This is a genomic window from Streptomyces sp. NBC_01433, from assembly GCF_026340105.1.
In the GTDB taxonomy this organism is placed as follows: domain Bacteria; phylum Actinomycetota; class Actinomycetes; order Streptomycetales; family Streptomycetaceae; genus Streptomyces.
Genome location: NZ_JAPEPM010000005.1, coordinates 303,506 through 323,302 on the forward strand (window position 1 = coordinate 303,506; position 19,797 = coordinate 323,302).

Annotated in this window: 17 protein-coding genes and 1 pseudogene; 12 read left to right on the top strand and 6 right to left on the bottom strand. The window is 68.1% G+C overall.

Annotated elements, in window-relative coordinates; all coding sequences use genetic code 11:
* The first annotated feature begins 235 nt into the window (after positions 1 to 235).
* The 5 genes from OG413_RS43390 (at position 236) to OG413_RS43410 (ending at position 4,363) form a co-directional block, all read left to right on the top strand.
* A complete protein-coding gene (locus OG413_RS43390; protein ID WP_266815468.1) occupies positions 236 to 772 on the top strand; it encodes a hypothetical protein in 537 nt (178 codons plus the stop codon).
* Between the two features lie 705 nt (positions 773 to 1,477).
* Positions 1,478 to 1,681: a cold-shock protein gene (locus tag OG413_RS43395; RefSeq protein WP_073722997.1), complete on the top strand. Its 204-nt coding sequence runs from the start codon at positions 1,478 to 1,480 to the stop codon at positions 1,679 to 1,681.
* A 326-nt stretch (positions 1,682 to 2,007) separates the two neighbouring features.
* Positions 2,008 to 3,528 carry a DEAD/DEAH box helicase gene (locus OG413_RS43400; protein ID WP_266815472.1) on the top strand — a complete coding sequence of 507 codons (1,521 nt, stop codon included), beginning with the start codon at positions 2,008 to 2,010 and terminating at the stop codon, positions 3,526 to 3,528.
* Positions 3,529 to 3,574: 46 nt separating this feature from the next.
* A complete protein-coding gene (locus OG413_RS43405; protein WP_266815474.1) occupies positions 3,575 to 3,979 on the top strand; it encodes a CBS domain-containing protein in 405 nt (134 codons plus the stop codon).
* 48 nt (positions 3,980 to 4,027) lie between these two features.
* Positions 4,028 to 4,363, top strand: coding sequence for an SCO5918 family protein (locus tag OG413_RS43410; protein ID WP_266815476.1), 336 nt, complete (start codon positions 4,028 to 4,030; stop codon positions 4,361 to 4,363).
* 220 nt (positions 4,364 to 4,583) lie between these two features.
* Here OG413_RS43410 and OG413_RS43415 read toward each other — a convergent pair whose 3' ends face one another.
* Complete coding sequence (locus OG413_RS43415; RefSeq protein ID WP_266815478.1) at positions 4,584 to 4,973, bottom strand: ATP-binding protein; 390 nt, start codon at positions 4,971 to 4,973, stop codon at positions 4,584 to 4,586.
* 899 nt (positions 4,974 to 5,872) lie between these two features.
* Between OG413_RS43415 and OG413_RS43420 the strand changes: the two genes are divergently transcribed.
* Complete coding sequence (locus tag OG413_RS43420) at positions 5,873 to 6,193, top strand: MerR family transcriptional regulator (protein WP_266814172.1); 321 nt, start codon at positions 5,873 to 5,875, stop codon at positions 6,191 to 6,193.
* A 448-nt stretch (positions 6,194 to 6,641) separates the two neighbouring features.
* Positions 6,642 to 7,316, top strand: a complete 675-nt coding sequence (locus OG413_RS43425) for a DUF402 domain-containing protein (RefSeq protein WP_266815480.1) — start codon at positions 6,642 to 6,644, stop codon at positions 7,314 to 7,316.
* A 358-nt stretch (positions 7,317 to 7,674) separates the two neighbouring features.
* Here the strand turns inward: OG413_RS43425 and OG413_RS43430 are convergent, their stop codons facing one another.
* The 3 genes from OG413_RS43430 to OG413_RS43440 all read right to left on the bottom strand — a co-directional run bounded on the left by OG413_RS43430 (position 7,675) and on the right by OG413_RS43440 (position 10,771).
* Positions 7,675 to 8,343 (bottom strand): hypothetical protein, encoded by a 669-nt coding sequence (locus OG413_RS43430; RefSeq protein ID WP_266815482.1) that lies wholly within the window; start codon positions 8,341 to 8,343, stop codon positions 7,675 to 7,677.
* A gap of 754 nt (positions 8,344 to 9,097) precedes the next feature.
* Positions 9,098 to 9,223 carry a hypothetical protein gene (locus OG413_RS43435; RefSeq protein ID WP_266815484.1) on the bottom strand — a complete coding sequence of 42 codons (126 nt, stop codon included), beginning with the start codon at positions 9,221 to 9,223 and terminating at the stop codon, positions 9,098 to 9,100.
* Positions 9,224 to 9,247: 24 nt separating this feature from the next.
* Positions 9,248 to 10,771 carry a chitinase gene (locus tag OG413_RS43440; protein ID WP_266815486.1) on the bottom strand — a complete coding sequence of 508 codons (1,524 nt, stop codon included), beginning with the start codon at positions 10,769 to 10,771 and terminating at the stop codon, positions 9,248 to 9,250.
* A 1,186-nt stretch (positions 10,772 to 11,957) separates the two neighbouring features.
* On the opposite strand from OG413_RS43440, the gene OG413_RS43445 reads away from it, so the two are divergent.
* From OG413_RS43445 to OG413_RS43465, 5 genes are all read left to right on the top strand, one after another.
* Entirely contained in the window at positions 11,958 to 12,539 is a 582-nt protein-coding gene (locus tag OG413_RS43445) for a hypothetical protein (protein WP_266815488.1), read from the top strand.
* Positions 12,540 to 13,536: 997 nt separating this feature from the next.
* Positions 13,537 to 13,944: a hypothetical protein gene (locus OG413_RS43450; RefSeq protein ID WP_266815490.1), complete on the top strand. Its 408-nt coding sequence runs from the start codon at positions 13,537 to 13,539 to the stop codon at positions 13,942 to 13,944.
* A gap of 251 nt (positions 13,945 to 14,195) precedes the next feature.
* Positions 14,196 to 14,444, top strand: coding sequence for a hypothetical protein (locus OG413_RS43455; RefSeq protein WP_266815492.1), 249 nt, complete (start codon positions 14,196 to 14,198; stop codon positions 14,442 to 14,444).
* A gap of 403 nt (positions 14,445 to 14,847) precedes the next feature.
* A complete protein-coding gene (locus OG413_RS43460; protein WP_266815494.1) occupies positions 14,848 to 15,819 on the top strand; it encodes a cytochrome P450 in 972 nt (323 codons plus the stop codon).
* Between the two features lie 98 nt (positions 15,820 to 15,917).
* Positions 15,918 to 16,172 (top strand): hypothetical protein, encoded by a 255-nt coding sequence (locus tag OG413_RS43465; protein WP_266815540.1) that lies wholly within the window; start codon positions 15,918 to 15,920, stop codon positions 16,170 to 16,172.
* A gap of 310 nt (positions 16,173 to 16,482) precedes the next feature.
* Here the strand turns inward: OG413_RS43465 and OG413_RS43475 are convergent, their stop codons facing one another.
* Together OG413_RS43475 and OG413_RS43480 are read right to left on the bottom strand one after the other, a co-directional pair.
* Positions 16,483 to 17,271, bottom strand: coding sequence for a class I SAM-dependent methyltransferase (locus OG413_RS43475; RefSeq protein ID WP_266815536.1), 789 nt, complete (start codon positions 17,269 to 17,271; stop codon positions 16,483 to 16,485).
* A 251-nt stretch (positions 17,272 to 17,522) separates the two neighbouring features.
* A pseudogene (locus tag OG413_RS43480) lies at positions 17,523 to 19,258 on the bottom strand (Helicase associated domain protein); the annotation flags it as partial.
* Positions 19,259 to 19,797: the final 539 nt, after the last annotated feature.

Below are 19,797 nucleotides of genomic sequence, written 5' to 3' on the forward strand. Positions count from 1 at the left end.
GATGAGGTCAACGCGACGATGAAGCAGCTGGCCCGCTACTGGGAGCAGGTCCGCGAGTCCGGCGATCCGAAGGTCTCCCCGGCTGTCGACGCGGTCAACGAGATCCTCTACATGGGCCGCCAGCTGCGCATGCACGTCCTCCTCGTCGCCCAGTCCGCGACCGCCCGCGCCCTCGGAGGTCCGCGAGCAGTTCGCCACCCGCATCCTGGCCCGCTACAGCGTCAACGCCTGGAGGATGCTCGCCCCGGAGGTCCACCCGGCGCCGAAGTCCACCAAGCACCCCGGCCGTGCCCAGGCCGTCATCGGCGGCAGCACCAGCGAGGCGCAGGTCCTCTTCTTCACCGAAGCCGAAGCCCGCCAGTGGGCCACCGCCGGGAAGCAGGCCGAAACCGCCGGCCAGCCCGGTGCGGTGCAGCTGCAGAAGCTGCCCGCCGACTTCCTCGCCGACGCCTGGAGCCCCACCCCGGTCCCGGCCGCCGACCCGGGCGCCCCTGCGGGCAGCTCTACGGCGACGCCGCCGCCGGCGGTCCCGGCCCCGGCCAACGACCAGGCGGTGGGTCTGTGTCAGGCCGCCGAACACCACCTGCCCGGCATCACCCTGGCCGCGCTGCGCTTCGCCCGCACCAAACGACCCGGCCTTCCCCGGCTCGGCCGACAAGCGCGGCGCCGAACTCCTCTACCGCGTCGGCGACCTCAAGGAGTGGGCCCGCAACCGGCCCCGCGCCGCCACCGGCATCACCGACCTGGACTGACCCGCCAGTCCGCCAGCTGAGTCCGTGTTCGAGCACGTCTGCGTCCGGGCCTCCGCCTACGGCGGTCTCCTCGGATGCCTCAGGGGGAGCGGTCGCCGGGGCGGACCCGCCAGCCTTGACTGCGATCGGCCGTGCGAGTCCTTCGAGGATGTTCCGTGCGCCCTGGCAGTGCGTCGGCGACGGATGTCGCGGAGCGGACGGGTGCGACGTCGATGCTCATCGCGTCCTGGCGTGCCCGCCGGGCGCCGTACACGTCTGGCGGGATTTGGGCACACGTGATCAGGGCCGCGCAGAAGCAGTGCTGCGCGGCCCTGATCTGTGTCGGGACTGGTCTATGGGTTGGTGGGGCCGTCGTCCGGCAGAACGGCGCCACCGAAATAGTTGTGCTGCCGAGCTGCAAAACGGCGACCGCTCCCTCTGGAACGCTGCGCCCGGGGTGGATTAATATCTATGACCGCCGGATGAGGGTTTAATGTGCCGCGCTGGCAGTGTGTTTACGGCAACGAGCAGAGTGGAATTATTGACCGTACACAGGCCGCTACCGCATGCTACTGTCGATCTCAGTTGCAGTTGTGGTTCCCAAAAAACTTCAACGCCCCTGCCGGTGTTTTCAGCCCGCGGGAAGCGTTTTGTATTTCCGGTCATTTTCCGGGCGGGGCATCATCGCGGCGACCCGGTGTCCGTGGATTGCGGGTTCCGGCGTACTGCCCCAAAGGAGATATGACATGGCGTCAGGCACTGTGAAGTGGTTCAACGCGGCCAAGGGTTTCGGCTTCATCGAGCAGGACGGTGACGGCGCTGACGTGTTCGCCCACTTCTCGAACATCGCCGCCCAGGGCTTCCGTGAGCTGATCGAAGGCCAGAAGGTCACCTTCGACATCGCGTCGGGCCAGAAGGGCCCGACGGCCGAGAACATCGTTCCCGCCTGACGCTGACGCGTACTTCGTAGCTGGGGCCCGCATCCCTCGGGGTGCGGGCCCCAGCTGCGGGCATTTCCCGTATTGGTGTCACCTGCGGGATATTCGCCGCCCGCAGAATCCTTTCCAAGGGTGCTCGCTCTTTCGGAGCTGCATCCCGTCGATGTCCTGGATTTCACGTCCGCATGACATCGCCTATTTCGCCGCCTGTACCCCGCAGGGTTCGCCGCAGGCGAGATTTTACTTTCGCATTCTTTTCGGCCCGTTCTTGTGATTCCCCGCGCTGTTCTTCCGCTGCGGGAATTCCTTGATACGTGCCGTATCAAGGAAGGTTCTGAATGAACCCCACACGTACGAACGACCGCTCCTCCCGCACCCGCAGCCGTACCGGCGGTCCTACTTCCGGCTCCGGCGCCGGTTCGTACCGGGGCAGCCGATTCGGCTCGCCCGCCCCGAGCCGTTCCGGAGCGCCGAACCGCCGGGGCAGCCACGGGCGGCGGCCCGCGACGGCCTCGGGCGAGTTCGCCCTGCCGAAGACGATCACTCCCGCGCTGCCCGCCGTCGAGGCGTTCGCCGCCCTCGACATGCCCGAGCAGCTGCTGGCCTCGCTCACCGCGCAAGGCATGAGCGTCCCGTTCCCGATCCAGGGCGCGACCCTGCCCAACACCCTCGCGGGCCGCGACGTCCTCGGCCGGGGGCGCACCGGCTCCGGCAAGACCCTCGCCTTCGGCCTGGCCCTGCTGGCCCGCACCGCCGGGCAGCGTGCCGAGCCCGGCCAGCCGCTCGCCCTCATCCTTGTGCCGACGCGTGAACTGGCCCAGCAGGTGACCGACGCTCTCACCCCCTACGCCCGCTCGGTGAGGCTGCGCCTGGCCACTGTCGTCGGGGGAATGCCGATCGGCAGGCAGGTCAGTTCACTGCGACGTGGTGCCGAAGTCGTCGTCGCGACGCCGGGCCGCCTCAAGGACCTCATCGACCGGGGTGACTGCCGGCTGAACCAGGTCGCGATCACCGTGCTCGACGAGGCCGACCAGATGGCCGACATGGGCTTCATGCCCCAGGTCACCGCGCTCCTGGACCAGGTACGTCCCGAGGGCCAGCGGATGCTGTTCTCCGCAACCCTCGACCGCAACGTCGATCTCCTGGTCCGCCGCTACCTCACCGACCCGGTGGTCCACTCCGTCGACCCGTCCGCAGGGGCGGTCACCACGATGGAGCACCACGTCCTGCACGTCCACGGCACCGACAAGCACCGGACGACGACACAGATCGCGGCGCGCGAGGGCCGGGTGATCATGTTCCTGGACACCAAGCACGCCGTCGACCGGCTCACCCAGGATCTCCTGAACAGCGGGGTGCGGGCAGCCGCCCTGCACGGCGGGAAGTCGCAGCCGCAGCGCACGCGGACCCTGGCCCAGTTCAAGACCGGGCACGTCACCGTGCTCGTCGCGACGAACGTCGCGGCGCGCGGCATCCACGTCGACAACCTCGACCTCGTCGTCAATGTCGACCCGCCCACCGACCACAAGGACTACCTCCATCGCGGCGGCCGCACCGCGCGGGCAGGCGAGTCCGGCAGCGTCGTCACCCTGGTCACCCCCAACCAGCGTCGCGACATGACCCGCCTCATGGCCGCCGCCGGCATCGTTCCCCAGACCACCCCGGTCCGCTCCGGGGAAGAGGCACTCAGCCGGATCACCGGCGCACAGACCCCCTCCGGCATTCCCGTGACGATCACCGCGCCGGTGACCGAGCGGCGTCAGCGCAGCCGCAGCGCGGCCTCCCGCGGCCGGCGCAGCCCCGCTTCCGCTGCCCGGCGCACGATCGTGCGGCAGTCCTCCTTCGACGCGGCGGCCTAGAACCTTCGTGATCAGGAAACTGACCCATCTCTGCAGGAGGCACATTTTGACGCTGGTTCAGATGCAACCCCGCTCGGAGAGCGCCACCTTCGCGTACAGGACGGTGGCCGACGCCATGGACACGGCCGGACCGCAGGTCTGCGACGACATGACCATCGAGGTGGCCCTGTCCGTCATGGCCAGTGCCCGCACCGGGCACCTGCTCGTCTGCGACGACGACGGTCTGTGCACTGGACTGGTCACCCAGGCCCAGCTCACCACCGCCCGTGACAGCGCCGCATACACGGACAGGGTTCAGCTGCGTGACATGCTCGACAATCGCGGGCCGTTCACCTCACCCGTGACCACGGCCGCCGATGCTCAGCACGCGATGCGCGGCCGCCGGCTCGGTGTCCTGCCGGTCGTCGACGAGCAGGGCAGTGCCCTGGGCGTCCTCGCCCTTGCTCGCTGAACCGCCTCACCGCGGCAGAACCCCCTCTTCTTCTCCCTGTGAGGCATCATGCGCTGTGTCATCGCCCGCTTCCCGTTCGACCTCACCAGGAACGGCGTCCTGGAATCCATGAAGGGCGTCAAGCCCGAACAGGTCATCGGCGAGTCCGTGATCATCGGCCGCCGTACCTACCCTGCCAAGCAGGTCGGGCAGGTCCTCACGCGCCAGGACCGCCGCGATTTCAGCGCCGGCGAAATCCTCCGCGCCATGAGCCGACTCGGCTTCACCTGCCCCAGCACTCTCCGTACCGCCGCACCTGGGCGGGCCCTCAGCCCGTTCCAGCAGGCTTCCGCGATGCTCGGCGCCCCCGCCCCCGTCCCCGCCGCCGTCCCCGCCGCCGTCTGACCGACGGGCAGGCGTAACCGCCACCAAGCAACAGTGAGGGTCCGACCGGCAGCGCCGGTCGGACCCTCACCGCGTACCGAGAGGGTCCTCAGCGCACGGCGGCGGGGCGGGTGCTCGGCCAGGCCGGGCCGACTGGCTGCCGCGTCGGGCGGTGGTGTCGGGTCGGCGGCGCACATACCCCTCATGTGGGAACACCGCCCGCGGCCCGGGTGCTCTGGTGCTAGCGGGGGAGGAGGGCGCTGACGGTTTTGCCGCCGACTGGCTGGCGGGTGACGGTGGTGGTGCGGGCGAGGTGGTTGACCATGTGCCAGCCGAATCCTCCGGTGCCGCCGGTCCGGTCGGGGGTGCGCATGCGCGGGGCGTGTGGGCTGGAGTCGTGCACGGCCACTTCGATGCTGTCGGGGTGTGCGGTCAGGTTCAGGGTGCAGGTGCCGCCGCCGTGGCGCAGGGCGTTGGTGACGAGTTCCGAGACGACCAGGACCACGGTGTCGGCAGCCTCGGCTCCGATCGGCTGTGCGAGGTCCTCGAGGAAGTCCCGGGTGTTCTCGCGTGCGCGGGCGACGGATGTCGCGGAGCGGACGGTTTCGGCGTTGATGCTCATCGTGTCCATCAGGTCACCCCGGTCTCTGGATCGTCGATGTCCGGTCCTGCCTGTCCGGGGCTTGTGCCCGGCCCGCGGCTCGCTAACCCGGTTTGCTCCCGCCTTCCATCTTCGTTCGAGGTCGATTGCCTTACCGCTGCACACACTGAAATCTATGGTGGCTGGAGTAGACATTGGGTGGTGTTGTGGTTATGGTTTCTCTCGTAGCCGAGATCGAGCAGGGCCCGGCAGAGATGAACTGCCGGGCAGCAGTACCCGTAGTGGCAGTGTGCAGGGCGGTGCGGTGGTGGAGTTCCGGAGCCAGGGTGGTTGCAGGACGGTGACGGGACTGACGGCCGGACCGGGTGGCCCGCAGTAGTCAGGGGCCGCCGTGAGCAGTACCGCAGTTCAGCAAGCGCATTACCCGCAAGTGCGGTTCGCGGTACCCAGCAGTGAAGCAAGTGAGCGGTTCCTCGGTGAAGGCGTCGGCTGCGGGCGTGCGCACCGGGAGGTTCGGCAGTGGGGTTCCAAGCCGGAGAAGACGCAGGACGGGCGACGGGGCTGGCTGCCGAAGAGTGGCGCTGTCACAGGCCACCGAGCGGTACGCAGGACAGCATCACCAGCAGTACGCAACAGAGCAGTACCAGCAGTAGGTAAGTGATTGGTCCCAGAGGGAAGAACGGAGGAGTTGACCGCCATCAGGATCGCCCGGGCGGACGTCTTGAGCCCGGGTACCGCAGGACATCGACAGTGAGGTGGTCTCCGGTCAAGCAACCGCGATCCCCGCACACGCTCTCATCCCCCGTGAGCCGGTGCGGAACAAGAAGGCCGGCGCGACAGCAGGGCCGGCAGATGGTGTAGCAGTTCCTTCGGGGCCCGGGTGCCACATGGCACCCGGGCCCCTCCAGCGTGTTCCATGAGAGGTGCAAGTGACAGCAGACGACTCGTTCGGCCGTCTCGACGACGACGACTACCCCGCCTACACCATGGGCCGGGCCGCCGAAATACTCGGCACCACCCAGGGCTTCCTCCGCGCCATCGGCGAAGCCCGCCTCATCACCCCACTCCGCTCCGCGGGCGGCCACCGCCGCTACTCCCGCTACCAGCTGCGCATCGCCGCCCGCGCCCGGGAACTCGTCGACCAGGGCACCCCGATCGAATCCGCCTGCCGCATCGTCATCCTCGAGGACCAGCTCGAAGAAGCCCAGCGGATCAACGCCGAATACCGCCGCGGTACCTCGAAGCCGTAGCCACCGGCAGCGGCCCGCCCGCAGCCCCCACGGCCCCGGCTCCACCGGCACACCCGGGCGTACCCCGGGCATTTCCGCCCGGGCGGCCTTTGCGGCGGGGCTGCGGGCAGATTTTCCCATCGCGCCCGGAGGCCCCGCCCGGCGGGCAGAGAACCGCGTCGTGCCGCATCGCGCGGGGCGGCCTGTTCGACGAACGGGTGCGGGTGCCGGGACTCCCCGGGCGGGCGGCATGACGGCCTCGTCCCGGGAGCCTCCCGGGCCGACGCCAAACAGGGACTGAAACCCGGACGCAGCCTGCCCATTTTCTTGTCCCCGCGGAGTGAGAGGGGCGAGGACGCGCGCAGGGGGTAGAGGTGGTCACCTCATCGGCCCGCCGCGGCAAGAGGCCGGAAGGCAGCGGCGGGCTGCTCGCACTGCGCCGGACGTGGGACTGAGAAGGAGGCACCCGGTGGAGTTCTTCAAGACAGGGGAGACGGTTGTTCGGCGCGACGTGCACCGCTCCGGGCAGGTGTGGAGCGAGCAGGCGCTGCGCGTAATTGCCGATACCGGCGAGGCGCTGGTGACCGCCTGCGCGCCTGGTGCTCAGGCGCTGTGGCCGGCCCTGTACGCCAAGGCCCGCGCCGACGGCGACCGCACGGTGCGCACCGAGGCGTTCGACGCGATGGCGACGGGGGAGTGGGAGCTCGCGCCCGCGGTGTGGCAGGAGACGGAGCTGCTGCTGTGGAAGCCACCGATGGCGTGGTTCAGCATCAACGCCTTCTACACCGCGGCCGGGCTGAGGAACTGGTACGTCAACTTCGAGCACCCCACCCGCCGCACCGAGGGCGGGTTCGACACCTTCGATCTCACCGTGGATCTGCTCATCGACCCCGACCTCACCCGGTGGGCGTGGAAGGACGAGGACGAGTACGCGCACGTGCGGCGCCTCGGCATCGTCTCCGACACCGAGCACCAGGCCGTGGACGCCGCCCGCGCCCAGGTCCTTGCGATGCTCGCCGAGCGCTCCGGCGTATTCGCGCACGCGCAGCGGTGGGCCGCCTGGAGGTGGGAGCCGGCCTGGCCCACGCCCTGCCTTCCCGGGCCTGCGGCGGCGGCCGGGAGGGTTGCACCGGAAGGGGGCTGAACGGTTGCCTGGATGGTTGCTTTCAGCGGGGGACCGGGGGTGTGACCGAAGATGTGAACCCCCCAAACCGGCGGCCGATCGTTTGCCCAGGTCAGCCCCCGTGGGCAAGCCCTCCCCGCGAAACGACACCTCTAATTCGTTAGTAATTAGAGGTTCTGGATCTCTGATGGGCCCGGGGCGGCGGGGTGTGTCCGGCCAGGAGCACGACATCGACCGGGCCACGGCTGCCGCATTCGCCGTGCTGCCAACTGGTAAACGAAGATCTGGGGCGTCCCCCGCGGGGGACGCCGCAATGGTGGTACGTGCACTGGCCCGGGCGACGCGGGCACCTGGTTCTCCCGCCCCGCCCGAAAACTGCTCAGCGCTGGTTGAGGCCTTCCTCTACGAGCGGGTCCGGGTATCCGAACCGTTTGCCGAGCGCCACGAACGCGTCGAGGCTGCTCGCGTCGACCGCCACGTAGTACGCCTTCATGGCTCGCAGGAACAGCCGGTAGCCGAGGTCGGCGCAGACGTGGACGACCACCTGTTCCAGCGCAGGCACCAGTCCTGTCTGCGGCAAGGAGTTGAACTGCTGCCCCACCTCGTCCGCCAGGGTCAGATCAGCGGCGACCCAGCCCATCGCCCGGAGCACGGCGGCGCGCAGTGCGTCGTCCGTCACCGGATCGGCAGCAGGCGGAACGAACCCGGGAGCACGCCGGAACTCGGCGGAGAGCCAGGCAGCTTCGATCCTCTTCAGCCAGGCCCGAGGAGCGACGTTCTCCTTGCACGGGTCGAACACGTGGTCTGTGGAGCCGACCCAGGCCGTCCGCATCGTCTCCTCGGGCAGCACGGAATCCAGCAGACGCCGCACGTCGCGTCCCAATTGCAGTGCCGCCGAACCATCCAGTTCCGACACCGACCGCTCGGCGATCAGGACCATGGCGGATACCGGCCCCCGCTCGACGAGGCAGTCAAGTTCCGCGGGAAGCAGGTCGGCCATTTCCCCACACTGCTCCGAAAGCCAGGAGAGACCGGTCTCGTATGTCATGTTTACTCAGGATAATCCTCCAGCCGCTGGTCAGGAGGCTGATGAGCCCTCATGATCGCAGCCACGGGCGCCTGGTGACGGTGGTCACGTGTGCTGGCTGTAGCCCGGTGGTGGCATCGGATCGGCCAGCCACGGCGCTCACCGTTGCCCGGGTGCCGCAGTGAGCGCCGGTGAGTGCCCGGGGGTGGGTTTTCTTCTGGTTGCTCACGATGGTGGCTCTTCCGCGGTTGTTGACCGGTCGGTGCCGGGCGGCGGATGTCGGCGTAGACGCGTGCCCGGACTCCGGGCCTGCTGCAAAATGTCCTGCCCGGGCTCACGGGGGCCGCGGCCCCCGACCTCCAGCCGGATCGCCGTCACCACCGGTTTTGCGACGAACGCCTCCCGGCGCGGCCGGCACTGCGCACTCGTCCTCAGGTCGTCATCGTGCCCTGCGGCCGAAGCACATGATCACGCGGACGTCGTCCAGCTGACTTGCGAACACGAAAACCCGTGGCCAGCCAAGAGTCTGACCACGGGCAGAGGTTGAAGAAACAAGCCCAAGGAATCCAGCACCAGTTCGTAATTGTGTCCGGCCCCGCCCAGCCGACGCCGGTCGCCTCCGTGGCGTTCACGCAGCGCCGATTCCCGTCGCGCCCGCCACGGGCCGGCCAACTCCTGTCAAGCTGCCGAGCCGTGACCGGGAGATCCCACAGAAGGTCAGGATCCGACAAGGTCGCACGGGCCCACTTCGTGAGCAGGCGCAGCGGATCGCCGACTACCGGGCGAGGCTGCTGGAGCTCTCCACCACGGTGTCGACGCACCCGTTCTGGGAGACCGTGGGGCCGAGGACGACGAGCCGTCCCCGGCCGAGTGCCCGGCCGCGGTCATCGCGGCCGGGCACTCGGTGAAGGTGAGGCTGCAGGGCTCAGCAGGCGCCGAGGTCCTGCCATACGCCCCACTCGCCGGTGGTGCCGGGCTCCTCGCCCGTCGTCCACCACTTCGCCCTCCAGTTGTGGCCCTTGTACGACACCTGTTGCGAACCGGTGTAGACCGTGCCCGAGGACCAGGGGGCCGCCGTGCACTGGTTGCCGTTGCCGCCGGTGACGGTCAGGCTGTACGTCGCCGAGTGCGCGGCGGCGGGACTCGCGCCGCCGACCACGATCTGGTAAGTGCCATTGACGGTCGCCGAAGTGGTCGTGAGCGTGAGCGTCGAGGTCCCTCCCGCCGTCACCGAGGTGGGGCTGAGAGAGGCGGTGACTCCGGCGGGCGCACCGCTGACCGTGAGGTTCACGGTCTGGGCGGCACCCGCGGTCACCGCGGTCCGCACCGTGGTGCTCGCAGAGCCGCCGGCGGTGACCGTCGCGGCGGAAGGGGTGGCCGCCAGGGAGAAGTCGTCGCTCGGCGCGGTGCTGCCGCTGGTGAAGGGCGCGAAGATGCGGGAGAAGTCCCAGGTGTTCTGTTCGATGCCGGAGCAGTTGTCGGCGGCCCCGCCGCCGGGGCAGCCGCCGTTGTCGCGCTGGAGGGCCCAGAAAGAGATCATGTTGATCCCCTTGGAGACCGCCCAGTCGTAGACCTGCCGGGCGTTGGCGAGGGTGAAGGTCTCGGCAGGCCCGAAGTCGTCGACACCGGGCATCTCGGTGACGCCGATCATGCCCCACAGCTGGGCCGGGGTCCTGCCCGGGTAGAGCTTGGCGAGCTGGTCGTACAGCCCCTGGGCGGCGGTCTTGGTGTCCTGCGCCATGTCGTGGGCGGCGTTGTCGTAGTAGTCGAACGTCATCAGGTTGACGACATCCACGCGGGCGCCGTTGGCCACGGCGTTCTTGAGCACGGCGAGACCGCTGGGAGCCAGGCCCCGGGTCGTGGTCGGCAGGGTGTACGAGATCTCCAGCGTGCGTCCGGCCGCGGTGGCCCAGTCCTGGACCCTCTTGATCGCCTTGTTGCGCCGGTCGATTCCGGCGGTGTTGTCCAGCGCGTCGACCTCGATATCCATGTCGAGGCGGGGGATGTCATAGGTCGTGACGACCTTCTGGTAGACGGCGGCGATCTGGTCGACGTCCGAACAGCTGTCGGCGATCTCGGTTCCTGTGGTGTCCGCCGTGTAGCCGCCGAAGGACGGGATGACATCCCCGCCGCGCCCCTGGATCGTCCTGATGTCGGTGCCGAAGGAGGCCGCGGCGACCGGCAGCGATGTGTCTCCGTTCCAGTAGGCGGTGCAGGAGCCCGCCGTCGCGGTCTGGAGGAAGGCCATCGTCAGATGCTTCGCACCGGACTGGGCGCTGAGAGCGGCGGGGCTCTCGCCGGTCCACGACTCGAAGTAGGGGGCGAAGACATGGGCGGGAAGCGGAGCCGCGGCCTGGGCAGGGGCACCCGAGACCGCGGTCAGGGCCAGGGCTGCCACGGCGGAGGCCGCCGCCGTGAGGGCGGTGCGAAGGGAACGCATACGTCTCATGGCCATCCAAGAGGTGAGAAGGCGTCAACTGATGTATGAAGCACAGGTGTTGCCCTACGGGATAGCCCCCGGGTCATCGGCATGTCAATGGTCTGAACCAAATGAGGACTAGACCAATTCGAGGAATGATGCCCCGCCGCGCGTCGTACTGGTTCCACAGGGAGGCTGGTCAGGTGGGTGTGCCGTGCCGGGGAGTCCCCGGGTGGGTGGTCGTACCGCTCGACGCTGGTGCCGAAGCGGGGTGCGGGCCCCGGTCGTGCGCCCGGTCCGCAATGTCCCGGGCGCCCGGGCGGGGGTCTGTGGGCCCGGTTGGTTCGTGTGGCGGCCTGCCGCTTGCCCGCCTTTCGTGCTGTCGCGGATAGCCCTTCCGGGTTTGGTTGGAGGTTGTCACGGAACTCATTGCCCATTGGTCGCGTGACCTAAGTTACAACCTATAACTAACATGAGAGATTGTAGCGTTTCGTTAGATGGCAGGGTCACAAGGCCGCGATTGAGCCGCGTGTTCGGATGGTGAGGGACGATGTCCCTGTGATACACCCACCCGGCGATCACCGGTGCTTCATCGTTCAGTTGAATGGTGAAGCGATAGTGGCCGCCCGGCTATGTGTGCCCGCGTACCTCGCCGGATCGGGAGAACCTCATGACCACCGCTGTCGAACCACGGATCGTCCGCAGGGCCCGTCGCGTTCGGACAAACGCTGTCCCTAGACAGGTTCTGGCTCAACTTCTGTGCTGTCAGCCGACACGCTGGTTTCAGGACGATGCTGTGCCCGGCTTCTCTCAGGTCAGGCAAGTGGAGCGGGCTTCTGGAGGAGACGCTCCTCCTCCGCATCACAGAAGTTGAGCCAGAACCTGACTCACGACAGCAGTTGTTCTGCCCTTTGACACGAAAGATAGTCGGACCCGATTCTCTGACCTGCGTGGACTGGAAATGACTGTCCAATCCGTCCGGCCCAGCTGCGGCTTGGGTGGTGTCGGACCGCCTGCCGTATGACCCGGCGCGATGCGAGGCTGGCCGTGAGCGGCATCTAGCCCGTAGAAGCCTGCTGCTCCGGAACTCACCTGGGTATCGCTACTCATGCGTCGCACCATGCCGACGCCTACCGTCACCTGCATGTCCAAGAGTCCTGCATGTAGAGCCCGGTTCTCCGGGCGTTCCGTCCTGTATACCGTCACAGGGTCCGTGATGGTGGCGCTGCTCGTCGCTGCCGTGGTGGCGGGGAACGCCGTATGGAACGGCGCGCCGTACCCTACAGCCGACCCCGACGCGGTCGCGCAACGGCTCAAGGCTCGGTCCGACCAGGTGTATGACGGCTTCGCGCTGCCCGAAAAGTACGCCCCGGACTCGGGCAGGGTCGATACCGGCGCCTGTTACTACCGTGGGCTGAGGAGCATCGCCCACATTGACGAAGCACGAAGCGACGTCCGCAGCTTCGGTCTTGATTGGAGCGTGCCCGAGGTCCCCGAAGCCACCGCCCGCGACGCGCAGCAGCGCGTGCGCCGGCTGCTGGTGCGGAAGGGCTGGAAGCTCGCCCACAAAGGCGACCGTGCAACCGCGACTCTCCGCGAACTGGGCTTCCGACTCGAGAACCCGGAAAGCGGCGACCAGGTCGACGTGCGGTGGAACGACTCGACCACGACGCTGTTCATCAGCGTCTACGCCCCCTGCGGGCAGGTTCCTGACGAGTTCGTGGAGTACGACTGGTCCGAGGCGGACTGGCACCCGAAGGGGAATCCGCTGGGCTTGAAGGGTCCTTCCCACCCTTGAGGATGGGAAGCGATCCGTCACTCGGCTGGGTTCGTCGACCGAGCGGCTGACTTGATTGTCAACGGACAACGACTGCGGGAGGCACCCGCCGGCACCCGGGCACGGCGCGACGCCTGCTGCCACCTACGCCCGTAGCCAGGGCTTTTGTCCCGAGCCCCGGACGAGCAGCAGACGGCGTCTTGTGCGTCGCCACCGAGCCGCTGCCCGAAGCCGTGAACATCCTGCGCAGCCACCGCCTCCCGAACTGCTCGACAAACGCTGCTGCTCTGCGACGTGAACAGAGCCAAGGGTGGCAGGTTGAACCCCAACAGCAATGCAGAAGCCCTGGTTCAGTGGCGTACAGCCGCAGCGGTATCGAGTGTGTCAGCGCCGATCGGGGGCGGGCAGGGCCCGTACGTACCAGTCGCTCCGGGCGACTGCGGGCTCGGCCCTGTTCTGCATGGGGGTGGTTCCTCCGGTCGGTGCGGGTGTTCTCCTTCGCGCAACGTCCGGAGCGGCCCGGGAAGTGCCTGATCCGAACACAAGATCCCGGGCACCGAACACCTGGGGGCTCTGATGCGGCCCCGGCCGCAATGCGCTGACAGCACGAGACCCGGGCGATGACGCCCGGAGTCTCTCTGCGCAGTGCCGTTCGACCGGTTCAACGACGCGCCATGTCCGGTGTCACACCCAGTCGACCCCGAGCCCGCCCAGCAAACTGCCCGGCCCCGTTCTGCTCCTCCGCCAGGCCCAGGCCGGTGGTTCGTCCGACCGATACCCCGTCCGGCTTCCTTCGCCCTACGATGGGGCCCTGTAGACCAGCCAGGAGGCCGCTGTGGCACCACACCGCCCCGACTATCCTCCGAAAACCCCGCCACCTCCGAAACGGCCGTTGGGACCACCGCCGCCGGAGACCGCCGCACCGTCCTCTCCTCCCGTCACGATTCGGGGCCGCAGCGCGCGCAACTGGGCCTTCGCTCCAAGTCCGGCCGCTGCCACCCGTGCCGGACGGCAGGTCGTGGACGCACTGCACCGGTGGGGCTACCGGCCGAAGGACGACCACCCCCAGAGGGTGGTCGAGCTCCTGTTCCGCTCGGCGGCGCAGGACGGCGGACGACGCATCTCACTGCACCTGGCGGACGACGAGACACGCAACCAGGTACTGATCCTGGCCCTGAGCCACCGGCAGGACATGCCCCCGGGCGACGACGACCAGGTGCTCCGGGACACCGAGCACATGCGCTCCCTCGCCGCCCTCGGCCCCCGTGACGTCGGCGTCGAGACCACACCGGACGGACGCCGATGGTGGGCAGGACTCGACCTCCCGCGCCCCGGACAGGCCCTCCGCGAGCTGGAAGGCCGAGCGGCACGCAACGCTGCTCCCGGTCCGGGGAAGCTGGAACGGCCGCCAACCCCCGCGTCCTGACCCGGCCTGGCGACGGCAGGAGCAGCCGACAGGCCGGGGGAGTCGCCCTGGGTGCCCCGGTTCATCAGCCGGGGTATCAGCCTGCGGCGTAGTGCGGGCGTCTGCGTGCACGCCCCATCGGAACGATGCCCAAATCCAGAGGTGCCGGGACGCCCTGATCTCGGGACACCATCTGAGCTACCGTTCCGCGGCTCCGTTCCAGCTCCAGCACTCTGGAAACGGGACAGCTTCTGATCGCTGACGGGTGACCGATGACCGGTCACCGCCTGGACTTCAGCGGCGCGGCGTTTTCCGGAGCCACGGGGAACTTCGGCGGAGCGGCGTTCTCTGGCGGCGAGGTGAATTTCATCGGCGCAGCGTATGCCGGAGGCGCGGTGGACTTCGGCGTAGCGGTGTTTTTCGATGGCGCGGTGGACTTCGGCAGAGCGGTGTTCTCCGGCAGCGAGATGAACTTCAGCGGAGCACGACGTGCCGAACTCTGTCGCCCGAGGGTTCACTGATCCTTTTGAGGCTGGCCTCGGCAGTTCAGCCGAGACACTTTCGTCGTGAGTGCGATTTCCCTCATGCTGGTGCGAGGAAACAGCAGGGGCCTACCCCTTCCTGCCCCTCTAGGTAAACGGAGTACCGCCCGTGGATCTGGCCTTGTCCCGCCCCGCTCTCCGGATCGCCCCCTCCGACGGTGATCTGCACCGTCAAGCGGCTCGTCTCCGGCACTTCGGACCGCTTGTCCCTGTCGAGCTCCCAGGCGGCTTGGCTGCCTGGGTGGTGACGTCCGACGCGTTGGGGCGGGCACTGCTGGTCGACTCTCGTTTCGTGAAGGACATCGCTGTATGGCACGCCTGGCAGCGTGGAGAGGTCCCGGCGGATTGGCCTTTGCGGGCCGTCGTGGACACGCCACGTAGCATGATCACCGTGGACGGCATGGAGCATCGCCGACTGAGGGCCCCGCTCGCCCGGACACTCACGCCGACACGAGTGGAGGCTCTGCGTGGCCGGGTGAGCGCCATCGTCGAGGAGCAACTGGACCGACTTGCCGAGGCATCCGCAGCCAGCGACGGAGGGATCGTAGACTACCGCACCCTTTTCGCGTTCCAGGTTCCGATGAAGGTCATTGGCGCATTATTGGGGATCCCAGAGGGCTGGCATGAGACGTTGCGCGTGCTGTTCGAGGACTTCTTCAATGAAGCCGTGACCGCCGAGCGGAAAAGTGCCGCTGTCCGGGGAATCCGTGAGCTCATCACCGAGTTGATTACTCGTCGCCGGATGGAGGCCGGGGATGATCTCGTCAGCGGCTTGCTGGCCGCTTGCGTCGACGAGCCCTACTCCGACGAGGAGTTGATCGGCACCCTCCTGGTGGTGATCGGGGCGGGCCACGAAACCACCGTGCACGTCTTGGTCAATGGTCTTCGTGCGCTGCTCGCCCACCCCGAGCAACTGCGCCGTGCGACGGGAGATCCGGCACTGTGGGCTGGTGCTGTCGAGGAAATCCTGCGCTACGACGCTCCCCTCGCCTCTTTCTTCGCTCGCTACGCCACGCAGACTGTGCGGATCGGCGACGCGGATGTGCGGCGCGGAGACCCTCTGCTGGTCAACTATCTGGCCATGGGCCGCGACCCTGAACGCTACGGTCCTGAGGCGTCCACCTTCGACATCACCCGACGCCCGCAAGGCGGACACACCGGCTTCGGTCACGGACCTCATGTGTGCATCGGTGCGCCGCTGGCCCGGCTCGAAGCCACCACAGCGCTGCCTGCACTGTTCGAACGATTCCCGGGCATCCGTATCGCCGTACCCGCCGCCGCCCTCCAGCACTTCCCCTCCCTCATGCTCAATGGCCGGCTCGACGTTCCTGTACTGCTGGGCACTCGGTCGTAGGGCAGGGCTGGCAGAACCGGGCACGGCCTTGAGCTCGAATCATGGACACACGAGACACTGGATCCTGAGGATCTGGGAACGGACATCTCGTGGTCGTGATGAACTGTCCGCCGCAGTTCACGGCGGATGCGGTCGCGCTGTACGAGTCGCGGCCCGAGGCAAGGATCCGGCAGGTCGCTGAGCCGCCGACACCGGGACGCATCGCCCGCCTGGTCGGTTCGGCGGTCACTACCTTCCACGAACGGTTCTGCGCGGCCACCGTGGATCGGCTCTCGGCGGCGACTCGGTCCCGGCTGGACAACCTGGTCGCTGAGGACGGCGGTGTCGAGGACTCGGTTGCGGAACACCGGTGAGGCGGACTGCCGTGCTGCAGGGCGAGGGCGGCGACGGATCGGCCCTCCAGGTACGCGGTGCGGACGGTGTCGGTCTTGTCGGCGGGGACGGCTGGGCGGTGCCCGCCCTTCTTGTCCTTGGCTTCGGCGGCCCGGAGCCCGTCGTAGGTCAGCTCTCGTTGGAAGTCGCGTTGGACTTCCTCGGCCGCTACGCCTTCACCGCCCGCCGACGGACGGGCTGCGCCCGCTGCGTGACCCGAGAGCACCGACGAGAAAGCGGCCGACGACGAGAACAGCTGACCGCGTCCCAGCGGTCAGGTCGTTCTGGTTGCTACTCGGCCTGCAGGACGAAGAACAGGAAGCACAGGAAGCGCGGCATGGCCGCGATGGCCTCGGGGAACATCTCGCGAGCGGCGGGATCAGGATCCGGCTCGCTGATGACCGTGATCCGGAAACCGGCCCCGATGAAAGCCTCGATCATCGCGTACAGCGGCCTGTTCCATCTGCTCACCAGGGCGGTCTGGCCGCCCACGGTCCACTCTACGGTCCAGTTGGTGGTGTCGAAGTAGTTGCACTCGGCCTCGCGACCGGCCTCGCGGTGTATGAGGTTGATGGCAAACGGATGGTCGACAGACACGATCAGCCGACCGCCGGGCCTGAGTACGCGGCGCAGCTCGGCCAGCGCCGGCCCCCAGTCCTCCAGGTAGTGCAGCACCAGGGACGCCGCTACATCGTCGAACGTGTCATCAGCGTAAGGAAGCGGGCTGCCCAGGTCCGCCACCTGGAGGTCCGCACCGTCGCCGAGCCGCTGCCGAGCCAGCTCCAGCATCCCGGCGCTCGTGTCGAAGCCACTCACCATGGCGCCACGGTCGCGCAGCGCGGCAAACAGGGCCCCCGAGCCGCAGCCGGCATCGAGGATCCGCCGGCCGGCCACGTCTCCAGCGAGGGCCAGCATCGCGGGCCGCTCGTAGTAGGCATTGACCAGGTTGGTTTCGTTTGCGGCCGTGTACGCCTCGGCGAAGCTGTTGTAGTCGTTGGTCTTCGACGGATCCACACTCACTGCGGACGGCGAGACCAACTTGGTGGAAATCCCGTGCTCTTGGCGCTCGCTTGAGATCATGGTGCGGGAGACGTGCGCTGCAGCAGTTCGGTTCCTGGCTGCGGCCAACTGCTGCGCTGCGTCGTCGCACGGGTCGATCTCGTCCCTCACCAGTGCCCCCACAGGAGTGGCACTCGTACTGACTGCCGTCCGTGCTGCGGGTGCTGCCCCAGGGCGCGGACCACGCATGCTCTGCGCTGAGCGCGGGAGTCTCGTTGTCGTCGGGATGAACGCGGTAGAACACGGTCGGGGAAGGTTCCGCCGGCCTCGGTGTCGGCGAGGTTGGCGAGGACCCGGTAGTGCCGTTGCCAGTCCAGCGGCCACGGGCAGTTCCAGTCCTCATCGATGGCGGCCAGCTGCTCGGCGCGTGCCGTGGCGCGGTCCGGGTCTTTGCCCAGACCGTCCTTCCGACGGAGGTTGGCCATGAGCTGCCCGATCGCCACCAGGTCGTCGTCGGCTTCGACCCACACTGCGTCCTGCCGGGGGGCCAGGTGCCCGTGGGCCCGGTGGAAGGACCGCAACGCGGCGAGCTTCGTCTCCCACGCCTCATCGCCCGGCTCCCACACCATCCCGTCCCCGTCGAGGAGTTCCTTGCGGTGGGTGTCGAGTTCACCGGCCCGCTGCGCCCGCCGTTGTTGGTTGATCCACCGGCCGAGAGGGAACCGCACCACCCCGACCTCGGTCTCGGTGTCGTACGGCACCGCGAACAGCCTGGTGATCTCGTGTTCCTCCCGCCACCGTCGCAGGGCCTGATACCCGTCCAGCCATACCAAACTCTCCGGCCGGAACACCCGCATCCGCAGGAACGCCGCGATCGTCGCCGCCTCACGCAGCGTGGAGAAGTGCAGTAGCGCGGACTCGACCACGGCCTCGGTCCCGTCCTCCTGCTCGACGTCCTCACCCTCACCCTCGGCCCGGATGATCCGCCCGTCCGCGTCCCGCTTCACATGTACGGGCCGTTCCCTGCTGCTCCGTGTCAGGGCGCGGGAGGCGAGCTGCTCGACCAGGCGCTCGTCGTGAGCGCGGAGCCCCTGGAACAGGGCTACGAGGGGTGCAAACGAGGCGGAGGCGACCATATCAGTGGGGTCCTTACCAGGCTCCAGGAACACTGGCACGATGATCCTGGCGACCTTCGTCGTCCCGTCCTGATGGGCCGGAACGCACGTCCGATGTTCTGGACGATCTCGACCCGCGAGTGTAGGCGAAGCAGACGGCCTCGATGCCGCGTTCGCCGATGATGTCGATGCCTTCCCCCAGGATGCGTACGGAGGCGAGGAATGCCCGGTGCACCCGGCGGTCATCGGCGTCGATGCCGTTGGCGAACTGGCGGAGGACTTCGCGTCGCTCGGAGACGAGGTGGTCGCCGTAGAGCCAGTTCGACCAGACGCGGTCGGGTGGGACGTGCCGGTAGGGATCCGGTTCGTAGCGCTTTGCCTTGATCGAGGATGCCGGCAGTTTGGCGGCGTCGTTTGAGGAACCGGTCGGATGCTTCGGTGGCGTAGAGCTCGGCGGCGGTCTCGGGGAGCTTCTCGGCGAAGGCTCGGGCCTCCTCGACCCGCTGGTGGAACGTCAGGACAGTGCGGAGGTTGTGTGCCGCGGCGTGCTCCAGCAGCGCGGCTTGGAGCAGTGCGAGGCGCCGGCCGCGCAGCGCTTCCTCGGACACAACGAGAACCGGCTCGGGGTCGCGGATCTCGATCACGTCGATCTCGAAGCCCGCGAGGACGCCCCGCTCGATGCTCTCCGAGAGCCCCAGCTCGAAGACCCACTCGCCGTAGGGGCCTGCCGGATCGGAGGCCATGCTCGCGATCTCCAGCTCCTGCCCGTCCTTGCCCTTCTGAGGCCGCGGCGCCGCCAGGATCCGGGGCGTTGCCGTGAGGTAGAGACGGAAGTCCGCGGGGATGCGGGCGTTGCCGTGGATCGCCGCCCACGGACGGCCAAGATCACCAGCCGTACCATGCGCCTCGTCCACCACAGCCAGGGATGGGGAGCGGTTGTTCGGGCAGTCCATGGACGGCTTCGACCTCAGATCGATATACACCCCGTCACCGGCCCACCGACCGCCACCCCCTCCCACACAGCTGATCGGCCCATGGCTCCGAAAGGTGCGCACCAAGCAAAATCTGCATCAACTGACCGAGGAAAGGAGCCAGTTGATGATGAGTATCGTCAAGGACGATTGGATTACGACAGACCGCGAACTCTCCACAGAGGAGCCCGGCCAAGTCTCGGAGATTCCATAGTTTTTTGCTTCCATAGGGCGCACAGTTCAACCCGAAGCCGGCAGGGCAGAAGCCCCGGCCTTCCAGTGGACGACGGCCGGGGACACCCCCTTCGCCGACCAGATGACGTAAGCATCCCGAGAAACAGAACCCGACAGCAGCCCGTCCAACCACCCCGCCCAGCCGCCGAATTCAGGAATCCGCGGAGCGGATTCCGTCAGGTCAGATCGCGGAGCGATCAGGCCTGCGGCCAACGGAGTTGGCCGGCCAGCCGCGCGGAGCGCGGCTGGCCCTCCCGTCGCGTAGCGACGGCGCGTCGTGTCTGCGG

Coding starts and splice junctions, on each gene's coding strand:
- OG413_RS43390 (WP_266815468.1), top strand. CDS start 236: ATGCTCGCCCCGGAGGTCCACCCGGCGCCGAAGTCCACCAAGCACCCC.
- OG413_RS43395 (WP_073722997.1), top strand. CDS start 1,478: ATGGCGTCAGGCACTGTGAAGTGGTTCAACGCGGCCAAGGGTTTCGGC.
- OG413_RS43400 (WP_266815472.1), top strand. CDS start 2,008: ATGAACCCCACACGTACGAACGACCGCTCCTCCCGCACCCGCAGCCGT.
- OG413_RS43410 (WP_266815476.1), top strand. CDS start 4,028: ATGCGCTGTGTCATCGCCCGCTTCCCGTTCGACCTCACCAGGAACGGC.
- OG413_RS43415 (WP_266815478.1), bottom strand. CDS start 4,973: ATGGACACGATGAGCATCAACGCCGAAACCGTCCGCTCCGCGACATCC.
- OG413_RS43430 (WP_266815482.1), bottom strand. CDS start 8,343: ATGACATACGAGACCGGTCTCTCCTGGCTTTCGGAGCAGTGTGGGGAA.
- OG413_RS43440 (WP_266815486.1), bottom strand. CDS start 10,771: ATGAGACGTATGCGTTCCCTTCGCACCGCCCTCACGGCGGCGGCCTCC.
- OG413_RS43445 (WP_266815488.1), top strand. CDS start 11,958: ATGGTGGCGCTGCTCGTCGCTGCCGTGGTGGCGGGGAACGCCGTATGG.
- OG413_RS43455 (WP_266815492.1), top strand. CDS start 14,196: ATGACCGGTCACCGCCTGGACTTCAGCGGCGCGGCGTTTTCCGGAGCC.
- OG413_RS43460 (WP_266815494.1), top strand. CDS start 14,848: ATGATCACCGTGGACGGCATGGAGCATCGCCGACTGAGGGCCCCGCTC.
- OG413_RS43465 (WP_266815540.1), top strand. CDS start 15,918: ATGAACTGTCCGCCGCAGTTCACGGCGGATGCGGTCGCGCTGTACGAG.
- OG413_RS43475 (WP_266815536.1), bottom strand. CDS start 17,271: ATGATCTCAAGCGAGCGCCAAGAGCACGGGATTTCCACCAAGTTGGTC.